Genomic DNA, 14,434 nt, shown 5'->3' on the forward strand with positions numbered 1-14,434 from the left:
CGGCTACCAGGGCGCCTGGTTCAGGGGCGGCGGGCCGGTAGCAGTTTCAGGGTGCTGCGGGTGTTGGCGGTGACTTCCTCTTCGCTGAAGTGCGCCTGCTGGTAAACCCCTTCGATATAGGCTTCGGCCTGATCGTCATAGTGCTTGTCGAACAGCACACCGCTCTGGCCGACCGGATTGATGGTCAGGCTATGGGCCGGGTCGGCGAAGTCGATGATGCGCCGGGTCGAAGGGCCGTAGACCACCGCCCAGGGTGCCGGGCCGATCTTGCTGGTGAGGTTGTTCGGTACCTCATGGCTGCCGGGAGCCTCCAGCGGCCCGACGTTGAACACGCGGTCCAGGGGCTTCTGCATGCCCAGCGGGTGGCCATGGGTCAGGGTGTGGGCACTGCCCCAGCGCCATTGCGCCGGGTTTGGCCCGAGGGTGCGCTTGAGGTGGTCGATGCTCGCGCGCCAGGCTTGCTTCACCGTATCGGCACGGCTTTCCCGCTGCGCTGTGGTGCGGTCGTCCCACCAGGGCGAGTCAGGGTCTGCCGCCAGGCGCGGCAGGGCGGCGTCCACCACCCGGGCCTGGATCAGGGCGTCGAAATAGGCATCGCCGAGCTTCTCATGGAAAGTCGCCCGGGCCAGTTCGAACAGGAACTGGTTGAACAGGGTGGCGCTGGTGGATTCCAGCGGATAGTCACCCTGCCATTGCGCCAGTTGCTCCACCAGCTTGAGTTCCTCGGGGGCTACGACCACTTCGCGCAGCACTGGCAGCAAAGGCGCCAACAAGCGCGGACCGTAGGCGGTGGTGGTGCCCAGTTGCAGCTTCTGGGTGTTCTCCAGATCCCACTTCAGCGTCTTGTCGCTGAGCTGGCGATCCAGCTGCTGGCCCCGGTCGGGCAGGTTGTAGTAACCGGGAATCTCCATGCCGGTGGGGGAGGTCGGCTGGAAGTTGGCCGAGACGATGTAGCCCCGGGCCGGGTTTTCTTCCTGGGGGTTGGCGCTGAAGGGGTAGAAGCCGTCCTTGTCCGCCAGGGCGGTGCTGCCATCGAGGATGAAGGTCGGCTTGGCTCCGGCCGGGCGCTTGGGCAGCAGGGCGGCGGCCCACCAGCCGATATCGCCCTTGGCATTGGCCCAGACGATGTTCAGTCCCGGCGCATGGACCTTGGCCGCGGCCGCCCGGACCTTGGGCAGGGTGTCGGCGCGATTGAGCTGGTAGAAGCCGTCGAGGATCGGGTTGGGCGTCTCCAGGAATCCCCACCACATGGCGATCGGGGCCTTGCCCACGGTGCTGCCGAGCATGTCGTTGATGATCGGGCCATGGGGCGACTGGCGCAGGGTCAGGGTCACCGGCGCCTGGCCCTTGACGGCGATCTGCTGCTCGCTGCTGATCAGGTCCACCCATTGGTCATGGAACCAGACCTGGTTGGGGTTCTCCGGGTTGACCTTCTCGGCGATCAGGTCGAGATCGTCGTTCTGGAACATGGTCAGGCTCCAGCCGAAGTCCAGGTTGTGGCCCAGGAAGGCAAACGGCACCAGCGCCTGGTAGTGGCCGTAGAGATCGAAGCCCGGGGCCGAGAGCTGGGCTTCGTACCACACCGATGGCAGCGAGTAGCGGATATGCGGGTCGCCGGCCAGCAGCGGGCGGCCGCTCTTGGTCCGGCTACCGGACACGGCCCAGGCGTTGCTGCCTTCGAATTGTGGCAGGCCGGCGTCGGCCAGGGCCTGCTGGCTCAGGTGGCCGATTTTCGCCAGGTCCTGCCAGTCGATGGCGGCCAGGTGCGGCGTGGCTGGGGTCTTGCCGTTGGCCAGGACGCCCTTGGGCTGCCACTCCAGGTCGAACACCTTCAGGTAGTCGTTGCCCAGCTGGTCACGGATATAGGTCATCAGCGGTTCGGTACGAAACGCCATGGCGAAGCTGTAGGCCATGAAACCGGCGACGCTGACGGTGTCTTCGGCGGTGAAGGGTCGCTTCTGGATGCCCAGGATGTCGAACTCCATGGGCCGTGGGTGGCTGTCCTGATACTGGTTGATACCGTCCAGGTAGGCTTGCAGGGCTTGCCAGGCGGGAGACTGGCGGTCGAGCCCGGCCACGTAGCTGTCGGCTCGCTCGCGGATGCGCAGGCTGCGAAACAGCTTGTCGGTGTCCAGCAGCTTGGGTCCGAGAACCTCGGCCAGCTCGCCACGGGACAGGCGGCGCAGCACTTCCATCTGGAACAGCCGGTCCTGGGCATGCACGTAGCCCAGGGTGCGGTACAGGTCGGTTTCGTTCTCCGCACGGATATGCGGTACGCCGCGCTCGTCGTAGCGCACCGTGGCCGAGCCCTGCAGGCCGCTGAGCTCCACCTGGCCCTGACGCACCGGCTGCTTGCTGTACAGGTAGCCGCCGAGGCCCAGCAACAGGGCGAGGATCAACACGGCGACGACGGTGAGGCTGCGTTTCATGCGGGCTCCTTGCTGCGTTGTTATGTTCGGTGCCGCCCTGGTCGGGCAGCAGACATGTAACACATATGGCCTGCGGTGCGCAGGAGGCAGTCCTCGATTAGTCGCGAATGCCTTGCTCGGTGCCGTTGGCCCATGGGCAATAGCAGCCGACCGCCAGGGTATGGGTGGCGCTGACCGCTCGCTCTTCTTGCAAGGCCTGGAGGATGGGCTCGATGAAGCTGTTGCTGGAGTTGCAGGTCAAGCCTTCGCTGTAGGGGCCGAAGTAGGCCAGCTTGCCGTTGCGGTCCCAGATCGCCACGGCGGGGCTGGCGGGGACCTGCTCGGCGCCGGGCAGGTGCTCCAGGGACTTGAGGCGCTCCAGGGTGACCGGCAACTGGCCGTGGCTGCCGGCCTTGCGCACCGAATAGAACTCCACGCCCCGTGGGCCGTAGGTTTCGATCAGTTCGGCCAGGTGCTGCTGGTTGCCGACGTTGCAAGGGCAGGCCGGGTCCCAGAAGTGCACCAGGCGGATCGCCCCCGGTCCGGCGAGTTCGGCAGGCAGTTGCAATGGATCGCCGGAGAACATCGCCGTGTGCTCGCTGAAGGCCCGCAGGTAGCGACCCTGGAACCAGTCGTAGGCACTCCACAGCACCACGGCGCAGATCAGGACGAGCAGGCTGGCGAGCAGGGATGTGCGGTAGGGCTGGCGCATGGAGATAGGTCCTCGAAGGTCGCGTAGCTTGCCATGCTTGCCGCGACAGATGAATATCGCAGGCCCATAAAGCCCGTTTTGCCCTGGTGTCCCTGTTTTGCAAACCTCCATGCCTACGATCTTCGACCCCGACCTCCTGCGTGCCAGCCTGCAACCCCTGGCGGCTGGCCAGCCGCTGTCGGCCCAGGGCCAGGCCTACCAGCGCTTCTACGGGCTGGATTTCGCCGGCCGCGCCCGGGTGCCGCGCAGTCGCCTGGGGCGCTTCCAGGTGGATGGCTATGAGGTGGTCGCCCAGGCCTGGTGGCCGGAGCGACCTCGGGCGACGCTGTTCCTGTTCCATGGTTTCTACGATCACATGGGCTTGTACCGGCATGTGATCGAGTGGGCACTGCAGCGCGACTTCGTGGTGATTTCCTGCGACCTGCCTGGGCATGGACTGTCCAGCGGCGAGCGCGCCAGCATCGACGATTTCGCGGTGTACCAGCGAGTATTGCAGGGCCTGTTCGAGCAGGCGCGGACCCTGGAATTGCCCCAGCCCTGGCACCTGTTCGGGCAGAGCACCGGCGGGGCGATCGTCATCGACCACCTGCTGCACCAGGGCGCCCAGAGCCCGGCCCAGGGCCAGGTGATCTTGCTTTCGCCACTGGTGCGGCCACGGGCCTGGGGCTGGTCGCTGCTCAGCTACTACCTGTTGCGGCCCTTCGTCAGCGGCATTGCCCGGCGTTTCAGCGAGAACTCCAACGACCACGACTTCCTCGCCTTCCTCCAGGCCGACCCCTTGCAGCCCCAGCGCCTGCCGACGGCCTGGGTCGGTGCGCTGGCGCGCTGGATCAAGCGGCTGGAGGCGGCCCCGCGCAGCGACCGGCAGCCGGTGATCGTGCAGGGGCAGGCGGACATGACTGTGGATTGGCAGCACAACCTGCAAGTGATCCGCAGCAAGTTCAGCGCACCCGAGGTGCTGATGCTGCCGGAAGCGCGGCACCACCTGGCCAACGAGGTGCCGCTGTACCGCGACCAGTATTTCGCCTTCCTGACCCGGCACGTTTGAGTTCCGGGAGTGAACCTGCCTTGGAGTGGCGCAGGCGCTGGCATAGGCTGCGAACGCCCCGAAGGGCCGCAGGGTTCTCAAGATCGCTGGAGGTTTGGCGGATGATTGCCTGGCAAGGTCCTGCGGCTCTTTGCGCAGCCCTGCAGGCTTGGTAGCGGCTACAGGTGGGTGGCCGGGTCAGGGAGCCAGGCTGGAGGTGCTCTGGCCCACCGCCAGGCCGGCGCGGATCGCGGCCAGGGCCGCCTGGTAATAGGCCTTGCCTTCGGCTGATTCGGCAAAAGTGGCGAACTCTTCCAGTTCCGTGTCGGACAGGTCCCGGTAGACGTACAGCAGGGTGTTGTTCAGGTCATTGCCGATCTGCTGCATCAGGCGCTGGCGCTGGCCATTGAGCATGCCCTGGGCCTGGCCGTTGCCCAGCAAACCGGGAATCATCTGGCTCAGGCTGTCGGCGGCGACTCCGGCAATGGCCAGGCTGACTTCCGCACCGGCTTCGCGGGCGGGCAGGGCCTGGGCCAGGTGGCCGATGATCAATTGGCGATTGTCGCTGGCCTGCATCTTCGGCAAGCCCTGGGCGTTCTTGGCCAACTGGTCGCGACGGGTGGCCAGCAGCTCGGCGGCGACGATCTTGCGGCCCAGGGGCGACTGGAAAAAGGCCAGGGCCGGAGCGGGGTCGGCCAGGTTCTGGCGCAACTGCTCCTCGGCGCGGCGATCCACCGACTGGGGCGCGAAGCGCTGGTTGCTGTTATCCACCAGGGCCTGGTAGACCGCTGGCGGCAGGCTGTTCTGGTAGCGCTGCTGGGCGGCGTTGAGGGCATCGCTGAAATGCGCGCGCTGCTCTGCCCAACCGGCGACCTTGTACAACTGGTCGTGGCTGTCTGCCCAGGCAGGCAAGGTGCAGAACATCAACAGTGAGAAAAGCAAACGACGCATAAGGACTCCTGTCAGCAGGCGACTATTCTCCGGGGCAAGGCGGTAGTTGTCGAGAATTCGTATCAGATGAAGTCATGGTTCCAGGCACCTTGGAAAAAAAGCTGAATCTGCCGCCCTGCGGCTCTGTCAGATTTATCTGCGGCTGGATACTATGCGCGCCATGCACATACCCTCTGATCATCCGCTGTTGTTGAGCATCGTCGACGACCTGGCCGCCCGTGGCTGGTCGCAGCAGGATATTTTCCTGCCTGAGGCTCTGACCCTCGACCTGGCTGCGGAGTGCCGTAAACGCGCCGCCGAAGGCGAACTGGCTCCAGCGGCGGTCGGGCGCGGGGTTGCCCAGGAAATCCGCGAGGGTATCCGCGGCGACCATATCCAATGGCTCGAGCCCGGCCAGGCCGAGGCCAGCGACGCCTACCTGGCGCTCATGGATAGCCTGCGCGAAGCCTTGAACCGTGGCCTGTTCCTTGGCTTGGAGGATTTCGAGTGCCATTTCGCGATGTATCCGCCGGGTGCTTTCTACAAGCGCCATGTGGACCGCTTTCGCGACGACGACCGGCGCATGGTGTCGGCGGTGATCTACCTCAACTCGCAATGGCTGCCCGAGCATGGCGGGCAATTGCGCATGTACCTGCAGGACCAGGAGCAGCACGATGTCGACCCGCTCGGCGGCCGGCTGGTGGTGTTCCTCTCCGGCGAATTGCCCCATGAAGTCCTGCCCGCGACCCGGGAGCGCCTGTCCCTGACCGGCTGGTTCCGGCGCCGTGGCAACGAGCCGTTCTGAGGATGCACAAGATCCTGGTCAGCCGCTGCCTTTTGGGCCACCGCGTACGCTACGACGGCGGCGCCAGTGGCCCTTTCGATCAATTGGCGACCTGGCAGCAGGAGGGGCGGGTGGTGGCCCTGTGCCCGGAAGTGGCTGGCGGCTTGCCGACACCACGGGCCGCGGCGGAGATCCCGGGTGGCCAGGGCGTCGATGTGCTGGAGGGGCGGGCGCCGGTGATGACCACGGCTGGTGACGACGTCAGCGCCGAGTTCCTCTCCGGGGCCCGGCAGGCTTTGGCCCTGGTGGAAAAGCACGGTATCCGTATTGCCGTGCTCAAGGCCAACAGCCCGTCCTGCGGCAACCTCTGGACCTATGACGGCACGTTCAGCGGTGCCAAGGTCCCGGGTGAGGGGGTTACCGCCGCCTTGCTCAAGCAGCACGGGGTGCAGGTCTTCAGCGAACTGCAGCTGCTCGAGGCTGCCAGCGCCCTCGCTGCATTGTCCTCGTAGCCGCTGTCGAGCTTTAGCGAGGCGACGGTGGTGACTACAGGTGAGATCTATTGCTCGGCGTCGCCCTTGGGCGGTTTGCTGGCGTCCATGCCGAACCATTTCTCCGACAGGGCCATCAGCCGCCCATCCGCCTTGATCCGCTGCAAGGCGCTATCCAGGCTGGCGCGGAACGCCGGATTGCCTTTCTGGAAAGGAATCGCCAGGCTCAGGGTCGGTCCCACCTTGGCGCCTTCCTTCACTGGCAGGCGACTGTCGCGAATCGCATAGGGGATCAGCAGGCGGTCGCTGATGGCGGCGTCGATCTGCTTGTCCGCCACATCCTTGATCGGCTGTTGGGCATCGGCATAGCTACGCAGGTTGATGCCTTCGACGGTCCGTGCCTGGTCGACGAACTGGCTGCCCTGGGCCACGCCCAGGGCCCGGCCGCGCAGGGATTGCAGGGAGAACAGCGGGCGTTGCTCCTCCTTGCGTACGATCAGCTGGGCGCTGGAGTAGCTGTAGGGCTCGCTGAAGTCGAAACGATCCTTGAGCTCCGGTGTCACTGCTATGTGGTTGATGGCCACGTCGAACCTGCCGCTTTCGACGCCGGGCAGCAACTCGTCGGTGTCGGTCACCACGAAGTCCGCACGCACGTCCAGTTCGCTGGCCAGCAACTGCCCCAGTTCGACTTCGAAGCCGCTGAGCTTGCCGTCATCCTTGAAATTGAAGGGTGGGGTATCGGCTTCAAGGGCAATACGCAGTTCCCCGCGGTCATTGATGTCATCCATCAACTCGGCGTGGACGCAGGTGCTCGCTAGGGGCAGCAAAAGTATCAGGCCAGGCAGGAAACGCATGGTCACTCCTTGAATTCATGTGAGCGATGCGCTGTTCAGGCTCGCTTTGCTAAGGTGTTGAGTGCCTTCGACAACGAACAGCCACAAAGTTGTCATAACCGTAAAAGAATTGCGGAAAAACTGGAGAAGATAATGAAAAAGTATATGTCTTGCGCGGCCCTGGCGGGTTTGTTGCTGGGAGCCTCGATGCTCGCCGGCGCAGCTGAAATTCCTCGTACGCAGGCACCTGCCGGTGCCAAGGTGTCCATTGTTTCCCCGGCTGACGGAGCAACCGTGGACAAGACCTTCAAGGTCAAGTTCGGGGTCGAGGGCATCGCCCTGGCGCCAGCAGGCGACCAGACCGCCAACACTGGCCATCACCACCTGCTGATCGACGTCGACCAGCTGCCGGCCGAGAACATGCCGATTCCGATGGATGCCAACCACCTGCACTTCGGCAAGGCCCAGACCGAGACCGAAGTGACCCTGGCCCCGGGCAAGCACACCCTGCAACTGGAGCTGGGGGACAAGAACCACGTGCCGTTCGACCCGGTGATCGTTTCGAAGAAGATCACAGTGACCGTGAAATAAGCGTAAACGCCGCACAAAAAAAGGGAGCCCATCAAGGCTCCCTTTTTTGTACGGCTAACTACAAGGCTGCAGCTACAAACCAGGGCGGGCCCTTGCTTGCCGCTTGAGACTTGCCGCTTGCAGCTGCTGTCAGAACAGCACGCGGCAGCGGATGGTGCCGTTGATGTGTTGCAGCTTCTCTTGCGCCAGGTCCGAGTACTCGGCGTCGACGTCGATCACCACGTAGCCGACCTTTTCGTTGGTCTGCAGGAACTGGCCGGAGATGTTGATGCCATTTTCCGCGAAGACCTTGTTGATCTCGCTCATCACGCCCGGGATGTTCTCGTGGATGTGCAACAGGCGGTGCTTGCCAGGGTGGGCAGGCAGGGCCACTTCCGGGAAGTTGACCGAGGACACCGAGGTGCCGTTGTCGCTGTACTTGACCAGCTTCTCGGCCACTTCCAGGCCGATGTTGGCCTGGGCTTCGGCGGTGGAACCACCGATGTGCGGGGTCAGGATCACGTTGTCCAGGCCACGCAGCGGGCTTTCGAACTCTTCGTCGTTGGAACGTGGCTCGACCGGGAATACGTCGATGGCCGCGCCGATCAGGTGCTTGTCCTTGATCGCGTCCGCCAGGGCGTCCAGCTCGACCACGGTGCCGCGTGCAGCGTTGATCAGGATGCCGCCCTTCTTGATGGCGCGGATTTCCTTCTCGCCGATCATCCACTGGGTCGCCGCGGTTTCCGGCACGTGCAGGGTGACGATATCGGACATGCCCAGCAGCTCGTGCAGGTTGCCGACCTGGGTCGCGTTGCCCAGTGGCAGCTTGGTCACGGTGTCATAGAAGAACACCTGCATGCCCAGGCCCTCGGCCAGGACCGACAGTTGGGTACCAATGGAGCCATAACCGACGATGCCCAGCTTCTTGCCGCGGATCTCGAAGGAGTTGGCTGCGCTCTTGATCCAGCCGCCGCGGTGGCAGGAGGCGTTTTTCTCGGGGATACCGCGCAACAGCAGGATGGCCTCGGCCAGTACCAGCTCGGCGACCGAGCGGGTGTTGGAGTAAGGCGCGTTGAACACCGCGATGCCGCGCTCGCGGGCCGCGGACAGGTCAACCTGGTTGGTGCCGATGCAGAAGCAGCCCACCGCGACCAGTTTCTTCGCGTGGTCGAAGATCTCTTCGGTCAATTGGGTGCGGGAGCGAATACCGATGAAGTGTGCATCGGCGATCTTTTCCTTGAGCTGGGCTTCCGGCAGAGAACTGGTGAGGTACTCGATGCTGGTGTAGCCGGCGGCCTTGAGCACGTCGACAGCGGATTGGTGGACGCCTTCGAGGAGAAGGAACTTGATCTTGCTCTTATCGAGAGAAGTCTTGCTCATCTGCGTAAACCTGTGTCCCGGAGAAAAATGGCAGGGAAGTGGACAGCTTGAGCTGACCTGGGCGGCGCGCGGCCGACACCGCAGAAGGCCCTTGGGCACTCTTCTGCGGGGGCGGTATGCTAGCATACGCGCCCCGCTAAACACTCATTCCTGCGACGTGAAGCGTTCTCAGGATGACCATGAATTGTTCGAGAGTTCTGTCGATGACCAATCCTGCCCTGATTGATGAGCTGAAGACCCTGGTTGAGCCCGGCAAGGTGCTGACCGACGCTGACTCGCTGAATGCCTACGGCAAGGATTGGACCAAGCACTTCGCCCCCGCCCCGACCGCCATCGTGTTCCCCAAGACCATCGAACAGGTCCAGGCCATCGTCCGCTGGGCCAATCAGCACAAGGTAGCGCTGGTGCCTTCGGGCGGTCGTACCGGGCTTTCGGCGGCAGCGGTAGCCGCCAACGGCGAGGTGGTGGTGGCCTTCGACTACATGAACCAGATTCTCGACCTGAACCTGACCGACCGCACCGCGGTATGCCAGCCAGGCGTGGTCACCGAGCAGCTGCAGAACCTGGCGGAAGACAACGGCCTGTACTATCCGGTGGACTTCGCATCGGCAGGTTCCAGCCAGATTGGCGGCAATATCGGTACCAATGCCGGCGGGATCAAGGTCATTCGCTACGGCATGACCCGTAACTGGGTGGCTGGCATGAAGGTGGTCACCGGCAAGGGCGACCTGCTGGAACTGAACCGCGACCTGATCAAGAACGCCACCGGCTATGACCTGCGCCAGCTGTTCATCGGCGCCGAGGGCACCCTGGGTTTCGTGGTCGAGGCCACCATGCGTCTGGACCGGGCGCCGAAGAACCTCACTGCCATGGTCCTGGGCACGCCTGACTTCGACTCGATCATGCCGGTGCTGCATGCATTCCAGGGCAAGGTCGACCTGACGGCTTTCGAATTCTTCTCCGACAAGGCGCTGGCCAAGGTTCTGGCCCGCGGCGACGTACCGGCGCCATTCGAATCGCAATGCCCGTTCTATGCCCTGCTGGAGTTCGAGGCCACCACCGAGGAAGTGGCCAACCAGGCCCTGGAGACCTTCGAGCATTGCGTCGAGCAGGGCTGGGTCCTGGATGGCGTGATGAGCCAGAGCGAAACCCAGTTGCAGAACCTGTGGAAGCTGCGCGAGTACATCTCCGAGACCATCTCCCACTGGACCCCGTACAAGAACGACATCTCGGTCACCGTGTCCAAGGTGCCGGCATTCCTCCAGGAAATCGACGCCATCGTCGGCAAGCACTACCCGGACTTCGAGATCGTCTGGTTCGGCCACATCGGCGACGGCAACCTGCACCTGAACATCCTCAAGCCGGAAAACCTGAGCAAGGACGAGTTCTTCGCCAAGTGCGCCACGGTCAACAAGTGGGTGTTCGAAACCGTCGAGAAGCACAATGGTTCGATCTCCGCCGAACACGGCGTGGGCATGACCAAGCGCGACTACCTGACCTATAGCCGCTCGCCGGTGGAAATCGAGTACATGAAGGCCGTCAAGGCGGTCTTCGACCCGAACGGCATCATGAACCCGGGCAAGATCTTCGCTGCTTGAGTCCGGGCAGCCCTGAACACGCGTACGAACAGGAGTCGGTAATGAGCTATCAGCACCAGTATGTCGACGGTACCCGGATTCATTTTCCCCTGGGCAAGGTGGTATGCATCGGCCGCAACTACGCCGAGCACGCCAAGGAACTGGACAACCCGGTTCCCACCGAGCCGCTGCTGTTCATCAAGCCGGGCAGCTGCGTCGTGCCTCTGGAGGGTGGTTTTGCCATTCCCAGCGAGCGTGGCTCGGTGCATTACGAAGCCGAGATCGCGGTATTGATCGGCAAGCCGCTGTCCCCCAAGCCCAGCCGTGAAGAGGTGCTGGATGCCATTTCCGGCTTCGCCCCGGCCCTGGACCTGACCCTGCGCGACAAGCAGGCCGAGCTCAAGGCCAAGGGCCTGCCCTGGGAAATCGCCAAGTCGTTCGACGGCGCGGCGGTGATCGCGCCTTTCGTGGTGAGCAGCACCTTCGCCGACCTGACCGACATCGGCATTCGCCTGACCATCAATGGCGAGGTACGCCAGGATGGCAACAGCAGCATCATGCTCAACCCCATAGTGCCGATGATCCAGTACATGGCCGGCTGCTTTTCCCTGCAGGCCGGCGACGTGATCCTCACAGGTACTCCGGTGGGTGTCGGCCCGCTGAATGTCGGTGACGAACTGATCCTGGAACTGCCGGGCGCCAGCCGTTTCACCAGCACCGTCCGTTGATCGGAAACTTTCTGCGAGGGCACCAAAAAACCGGACATCTCGCAGAAAGCCTCCCGCGCTTTTACCGTTTTTTCACATTTGTTCCGGATAATTCTCGGGTTCATGGTTCGCAGCGCTCAAATTTGCGTGCTATCACCTATGGCCGAGTTTCTGGAATCTGTGAAATGGATGCCCAACCTCTGACCAAAATCCACACTCCCCGCCGTTTGCGACTGCGCATGCGCTGGTATTCCTGGCTGTTGCTGGTCGGGGTGATCAGCTATGGCCTGGCCAGCATCATGCACTGGGACGACCGCGGCGTGCTCTGGGTGCAGGAAGGTTTCGTCACTCCGGCAGAGCGCAGTGCCAGTATCTGGCTGCCGGCCTATCGGGCGGTGATCGATGCCAAGTTGATGCCTGGCCTGGAGCGCGACGAAGCCTCCGACCTGTCCTACAACCCCAGGACCAAGACGCTGTTCTCGGTAATGGGCAAGCACCCGTTCCTGGTGGAACTGAGCCTGCAGGGCGATGTTCTGCGCAAGATCCCGCTGGTGGGCTGGAGCAATCCGGAAGGAGTGACGGTCATGGAGGATGGCTTGATGGCCATCGTTGATGAGCGCGAGCATTCGCTGGTGATCGTCAAGGTCGATGGCTCCACCAGCCAGTTGAACATCGCCGACTTCCCCAAATACGACCTGGGTCCTTCGGAAGACCAGAACAAGGCTTTCGAAGCCGTGGCCTGGGACCCGCGCAAGCAGCAGTTGCTGCTGGGCGAAGAGCGGCCGCCGGCGCTGTTCACCTGGAGCAGCGACGGTCGTGTGCTCAAGGGCGACAAGCAAAGACTACCTAGCGACGAGCTCGACCTGCGCAACTTGTCGGCCCTGGGTATCGATCCGCGTACCGGTCACACCCTGGTGCTGTCGGCCGAGTCGCATTTGCTGCTGGAGCTGGACGAGCAGGGCGAGCAAGTCAGCTTCATGACCCTGCTGGGTGGTTTCAACGGCCTGAAGAACACCATCCCCCGCGCCGAAGGCGTGGCCATGGACGAGGCGGGCAACCTGTACATGGTCAGCGAGTCCAACCTGTTCTACCGCTTCGAGAAACGCTGAACACTGGGCCCGGACGTTGTCCGGGTCGTGCCGATTAAGCTTGAATTCAGGCGTCGGTGATATTCATGGGACCGTCCTGTATTCGAGCTTGCCTGCCATGTATCGCCTGAGTCGTGTCCATCCCCTCTATCTGCTCCTTGGTCTTGTAGTCGTGTTGCTGGCGGCATTCGCCCACAACCATCGGCTGTGGCAGCGCGCCTGGTTCGACTGGCAGGCCTACTGGCAAGTGACTGATCCGCATTCACTGGGGCTGGGCGACTACCGGGTGGTGCGCGAGGCCCAGCCCATCGAGGGCCTGGACGATGTTTCGGCGCTGACCTACGACCCGCTGCGTAACAGCCTGTTCACCGTGACCAACAAGCAACCCGAGCTGATCGAGCTGTCCCTGGATGGGCAGGTGCTGCGACGCATCGCCCTCGTGGGGTTCGCCGATCCCGAGGCGGTGGAATTCATCAGTGCCGGTACCTATGTGATCAGCGATGAGCGCCAGCAGCGGTTGATCAAGATCCATCTGCAGGACGACACCCAGGTAGTGGATGCGGCGCAGTCCGAGCAGGTGACCCTCGGTGTGCACCTGGGCGGCAACAAGGGATTCGAGGGCTTGGCCTACGACTCCCGGAGCAAGCGCCTGTTCGTCGCCAAGGAGCGTGATCCGATGCTGATCTACGAAGTGCAGGGGTTTCCCGGCAGCGAGCCGGGCACGCCCTATGGCATGCACGTGGTGAACAATCCCAAGCGGGATGCCGCGCTGTTCGTGCGTGATCTTTCCAGCCTGCAATACGATGAGCGCAGCGGCCACTTGCTGGCGTTGTCGGATGAGTCGCGCCTGGTGCTGGAGCTGGACGCCCAGGGGCGCCCCTTGAGCACCCTGGCGCTGGGCAAGGGCCGCCAGGGCCTGGACCGGGCCGTGCCCCAGGCCGAGGGTATCGCCATGGACGATGAAGGCACGTTGTACCTGGTCAGCGAACCGAACCTGTTCTACGTCTTCAAGAAACCCGCGCGCTAGTTCGGGTGTTGCCGGGATTGGCTCGCCACAGCGGCCAATCCGGCAGGGGGGTGCGTGATCAGGCCTTGAGGGTCTGTACGCCTTCGGCGGTGCCCAGCAGCAGCACGTCGGCGGGCCGGGCGGCGAACAGGCCGTTGGTGACCACGCCGACGATGGCGTTGATCTGGCTTTCCAGCTCCACCGGGTTGCTGATCTGCATGTTGTGCACGTCGAGGATGATGTTGCCGTTGTCGGTGATCACGCCTTCGCGGTACACCGGATCGCCGCCCAGCTTCACCAGCTCGCGCGCCACGTGGCTGCGGGCCATCGGGATCACTTCCACTGGCAGCGGGAAAGCGCCCAGCACCGGGACCAGCTTGCTGGCATCGGCGATGCAGATGAAGGTCTTGGCCACGGCCGCGACGATCTTCTCGCGGGTCAGGGCCGCGCCACCGCCCTTGATCAGGTTCAGGTGCGCATCGCTTTCGTCGGCGCCGTCGATGTAGAACTCCAGCTCGCTGACGGTGTTGAGTTCATACACCGGGATGCCGTGGCCCTTGAGGCGCGCGGCGGTGGCTTCGGAACTGGCCACGGCGCCATCGAAGGCGCCCTTGTGCCGGGCCAGGGCGTCGATGAAGCAGTTGGCGGTGGAGCCGGTGCCGACCCCGACGATGCTCTTGTCGTCGAGTTTCGGCAGGATGAGGTCGACAGCGGCCTGGGCGACGGCCTGTTTGAGTTGATCCTGGGTCATGCGGGCTCCGAAGCGGGCAGGGGGGCACAAAGCCCGGCATTATAGGCGTCGGCGCCGGCCAGGTCATTGCCCGTCTGGCCACTCGCCCGGCGGCGTTGCCCACAGGGCCCGCAGGCAGGCTAAAACCTCTGGATTCGTGTGGTCGCCCGGGCAAACGCTGGGTTAGACTC

The 14,434-nt window shown here is 63.7% G+C and carries 14 protein-coding genes; 8 read left to right on the plus strand and 6 right to left on the minus strand.

Annotation, left to right across the window (positions count from 1 at the left end; genetic code table 11):
• Positions 1-20 precede the first annotated feature (20 nt).
• Together GDH07_RS01685 and GDH07_RS01690 are read right to left on the minus strand one after the other, a co-directional pair.
• On the minus strand, positions 21-2,429 hold the full coding sequence (locus GDH07_RS01685; RefSeq protein ID WP_152896551.1) for a penicillin acylase family protein: 2,409 nt from the start codon (positions 2,427-2,429) through the stop codon (positions 21-23).
• Between the two features lie 97 nt (positions 2,430-2,526).
• Positions 2,527-3,120: a DUF6436 domain-containing protein gene (locus GDH07_RS01690; protein ID WP_085594374.1), complete on the minus strand. Its 594-nt coding sequence runs from the start codon at positions 3,118-3,120 to the stop codon at positions 2,527-2,529.
• A 109-nt stretch (positions 3,121-3,229) separates the two neighbouring features.
• Between GDH07_RS01690 and bipL the strand changes: the two genes are divergently transcribed.
• On the plus strand, positions 3,230-4,168 hold the full coding sequence (gene bipL, locus GDH07_RS01695; RefSeq protein ID WP_152896552.1) for a phospholipase BipL: 939 nt from the start codon (positions 3,230-3,232) through the stop codon (positions 4,166-4,168).
• 177 nt (positions 4,169-4,345) lie between these two features.
• Here the strand turns inward: bipL and GDH07_RS01700 are convergent, their stop codons facing one another.
• Positions 4,346-5,098: a DUF2059 domain-containing protein gene (locus GDH07_RS01700; protein WP_022641695.1), complete on the minus strand. Its 753-nt coding sequence runs from the start codon at positions 5,096-5,098 to the stop codon at positions 4,346-4,348.
• Between the two features lie 151 nt (positions 5,099-5,249).
• On the opposite strand from GDH07_RS01700, the gene GDH07_RS01705 reads away from it, so the two are divergent.
• Both GDH07_RS01705 and GDH07_RS01710 read left to right on the plus strand, forming a co-directional pair.
• Positions 5,250-5,882 carry a 2OG-Fe(II) oxygenase gene (locus GDH07_RS01705; RefSeq protein ID WP_022641694.1) on the plus strand — a complete coding sequence of 211 codons (633 nt, stop codon included), beginning with the start codon at positions 5,250-5,252 and terminating at the stop codon, positions 5,880-5,882.
• Positions 5,883-5,884: 2 nt separating this feature from the next.
• Positions 5,885-6,373, plus strand: a complete 489-nt coding sequence (locus tag GDH07_RS01710; RefSeq protein ID WP_152896553.1) for a 2-thiouracil desulfurase family protein — start codon at positions 5,885-5,887, stop codon at positions 6,371-6,373.
• 47 nt (positions 6,374-6,420) lie between these two features.
• Here the strand turns inward: GDH07_RS01710 and GDH07_RS01715 are convergent, their stop codons facing one another.
• Positions 6,421-7,206, minus strand: coding sequence for a transporter substrate-binding domain-containing protein (locus GDH07_RS01715; protein ID WP_022641692.1), 786 nt, complete (start codon positions 7,204-7,206; stop codon positions 6,421-6,423).
• A gap of 132 nt (positions 7,207-7,338) precedes the next feature.
• On the opposite strand from GDH07_RS01715, the gene GDH07_RS01720 reads away from it, so the two are divergent.
• On the plus strand, positions 7,339-7,776 hold the full coding sequence (locus GDH07_RS01720; RefSeq protein ID WP_022641691.1) for a DUF4399 domain-containing protein: 438 nt from the start codon (positions 7,339-7,341) through the stop codon (positions 7,774-7,776).
• 129 nt (positions 7,777-7,905) lie between these two features.
• Here GDH07_RS01720 and serA read toward each other — a convergent pair whose 3' ends face one another.
• A complete protein-coding gene (gene serA, locus GDH07_RS01725; protein WP_022641690.1) occupies positions 7,906-9,135 on the minus strand; it encodes a phosphoglycerate dehydrogenase in 1,230 nt (409 codons plus the stop codon).
• A gap of 203 nt (positions 9,136-9,338) precedes the next feature.
• Between serA and GDH07_RS01735 the strand changes: the two genes are divergently transcribed.
• The 4 genes from GDH07_RS01735 to GDH07_RS01750 all read left to right on the plus strand — a co-directional run bounded on the left by GDH07_RS01735 (position 9,339) and on the right by GDH07_RS01750 (position 13,534).
• The gene (locus tag GDH07_RS01735) at positions 9,339-10,733 is read left to right on the plus strand and encodes an FAD-binding oxidoreductase (RefSeq protein WP_152896554.1); all 1,395 of its coding nucleotides are present in this window, start codon (positions 9,339-9,341) and stop codon (positions 10,731-10,733) included.
• Between the two features lie 41 nt (positions 10,734-10,774).
• Positions 10,775-11,440 carry a fumarylacetoacetate hydrolase family protein gene (locus GDH07_RS01740; protein WP_152896555.1) on the plus strand — a complete coding sequence of 222 codons (666 nt, stop codon included), beginning with the start codon at positions 10,775-10,777 and terminating at the stop codon, positions 11,438-11,440.
• A 164-nt stretch (positions 11,441-11,604) separates the two neighbouring features.
• Positions 11,605-12,528: an SdiA-regulated domain-containing protein gene (locus tag GDH07_RS01745; RefSeq protein WP_152896556.1), complete on the plus strand. Its 924-nt coding sequence runs from the start codon at positions 11,605-11,607 to the stop codon at positions 12,526-12,528.
• 97 nt (positions 12,529-12,625) lie between these two features.
• The gene (locus GDH07_RS01750) at positions 12,626-13,534 is read left to right on the plus strand and encodes an SdiA-regulated domain-containing protein (RefSeq protein WP_152896557.1); all 909 of its coding nucleotides are present in this window, start codon (positions 12,626-12,628) and stop codon (positions 13,532-13,534) included.
• Between the two features lie 58 nt (positions 13,535-13,592).
• Here the strand turns inward: GDH07_RS01750 and rpiA are convergent, their stop codons facing one another.
• Positions 13,593-14,264 carry a ribose-5-phosphate isomerase RpiA gene (rpiA, locus tag GDH07_RS01755; RefSeq protein WP_152896558.1) on the minus strand — a complete coding sequence of 224 codons (672 nt, stop codon included), beginning with the start codon at positions 14,262-14,264 and terminating at the stop codon, positions 13,593-13,595.
• Between the last annotated feature and the right edge of the window lie 170 nt (positions 14,265-14,434).

It is taken from the genome of Pseudomonas piscis (genome assembly GCF_009380155.1).
GTDB classification, from domain to species: Bacteria; Pseudomonadota; Gammaproteobacteria; order Pseudomonadales; family Pseudomonadaceae; genus Aquipseudomonas; species Aquipseudomonas piscis.

Excerpts from the sequence above, each read along its gene's own strand:
- GDH07_RS01685 (WP_152896551.1), bottom strand. The coding sequence starts at position 2,429 with ATGAAACGCAGCCTCACCGTCGTCGCCGTGTTGATCCTCGCCCTGTTG.
- GDH07_RS01690 (WP_085594374.1), bottom strand. The coding sequence starts at position 3,120 with ATGCGCCAGCCCTACCGCACATCCCTGCTCGCCAGCCTGCTCGTCCTG.
- bipL (WP_152896552.1), top strand. The coding sequence starts at position 3,230 with ATGCCTACGATCTTCGACCCCGACCTCCTGCGTGCCAGCCTGCAACCC.
- GDH07_RS01700 (WP_022641695.1), bottom strand. The coding sequence starts at position 5,098 with ATGCGTCGTTTGCTTTTCTCACTGTTGATGTTCTGCACCTTGCCTGCC.
- GDH07_RS01705 (WP_022641694.1), top strand. The coding sequence starts at position 5,250 with ATGCGCGCCATGCACATACCCTCTGATCATCCGCTGTTGTTGAGCATC.
- GDH07_RS01710 (WP_152896553.1), top strand. The coding sequence starts at position 5,885 with ATGCACAAGATCCTGGTCAGCCGCTGCCTTTTGGGCCACCGCGTACGC.
- GDH07_RS01715 (WP_022641692.1), bottom strand. The coding sequence starts at position 7,206 with ATGCGTTTCCTGCCTGGCCTGATACTTTTGCTGCCCCTAGCGAGCACC.
- GDH07_RS01720 (WP_022641691.1), top strand. The coding sequence starts at position 7,339 with ATGAAAAAGTATATGTCTTGCGCGGCCCTGGCGGGTTTGTTGCTGGGA.
- serA (WP_022641690.1), bottom strand. The coding sequence starts at position 9,135 with ATGAGCAAGACTTCTCTCGATAAGAGCAAGATCAAGTTCCTTCTCCTC.
- GDH07_RS01735 (WP_152896554.1), top strand. The coding sequence starts at position 9,339 with ATGACCAATCCTGCCCTGATTGATGAGCTGAAGACCCTGGTTGAGCCC.
- GDH07_RS01740 (WP_152896555.1), top strand. The coding sequence starts at position 10,775 with ATGAGCTATCAGCACCAGTATGTCGACGGTACCCGGATTCATTTTCCC.
- GDH07_RS01745 (WP_152896556.1), top strand. The coding sequence starts at position 11,605 with ATGGATGCCCAACCTCTGACCAAAATCCACACTCCCCGCCGTTTGCGA.
- GDH07_RS01750 (WP_152896557.1), top strand. The coding sequence starts at position 12,626 with ATGTATCGCCTGAGTCGTGTCCATCCCCTCTATCTGCTCCTTGGTCTT.
- rpiA (WP_152896558.1), bottom strand. The coding sequence starts at position 14,264 with ATGACCCAGGATCAACTCAAACAGGCCGTCGCCCAGGCCGCTGTCGAC.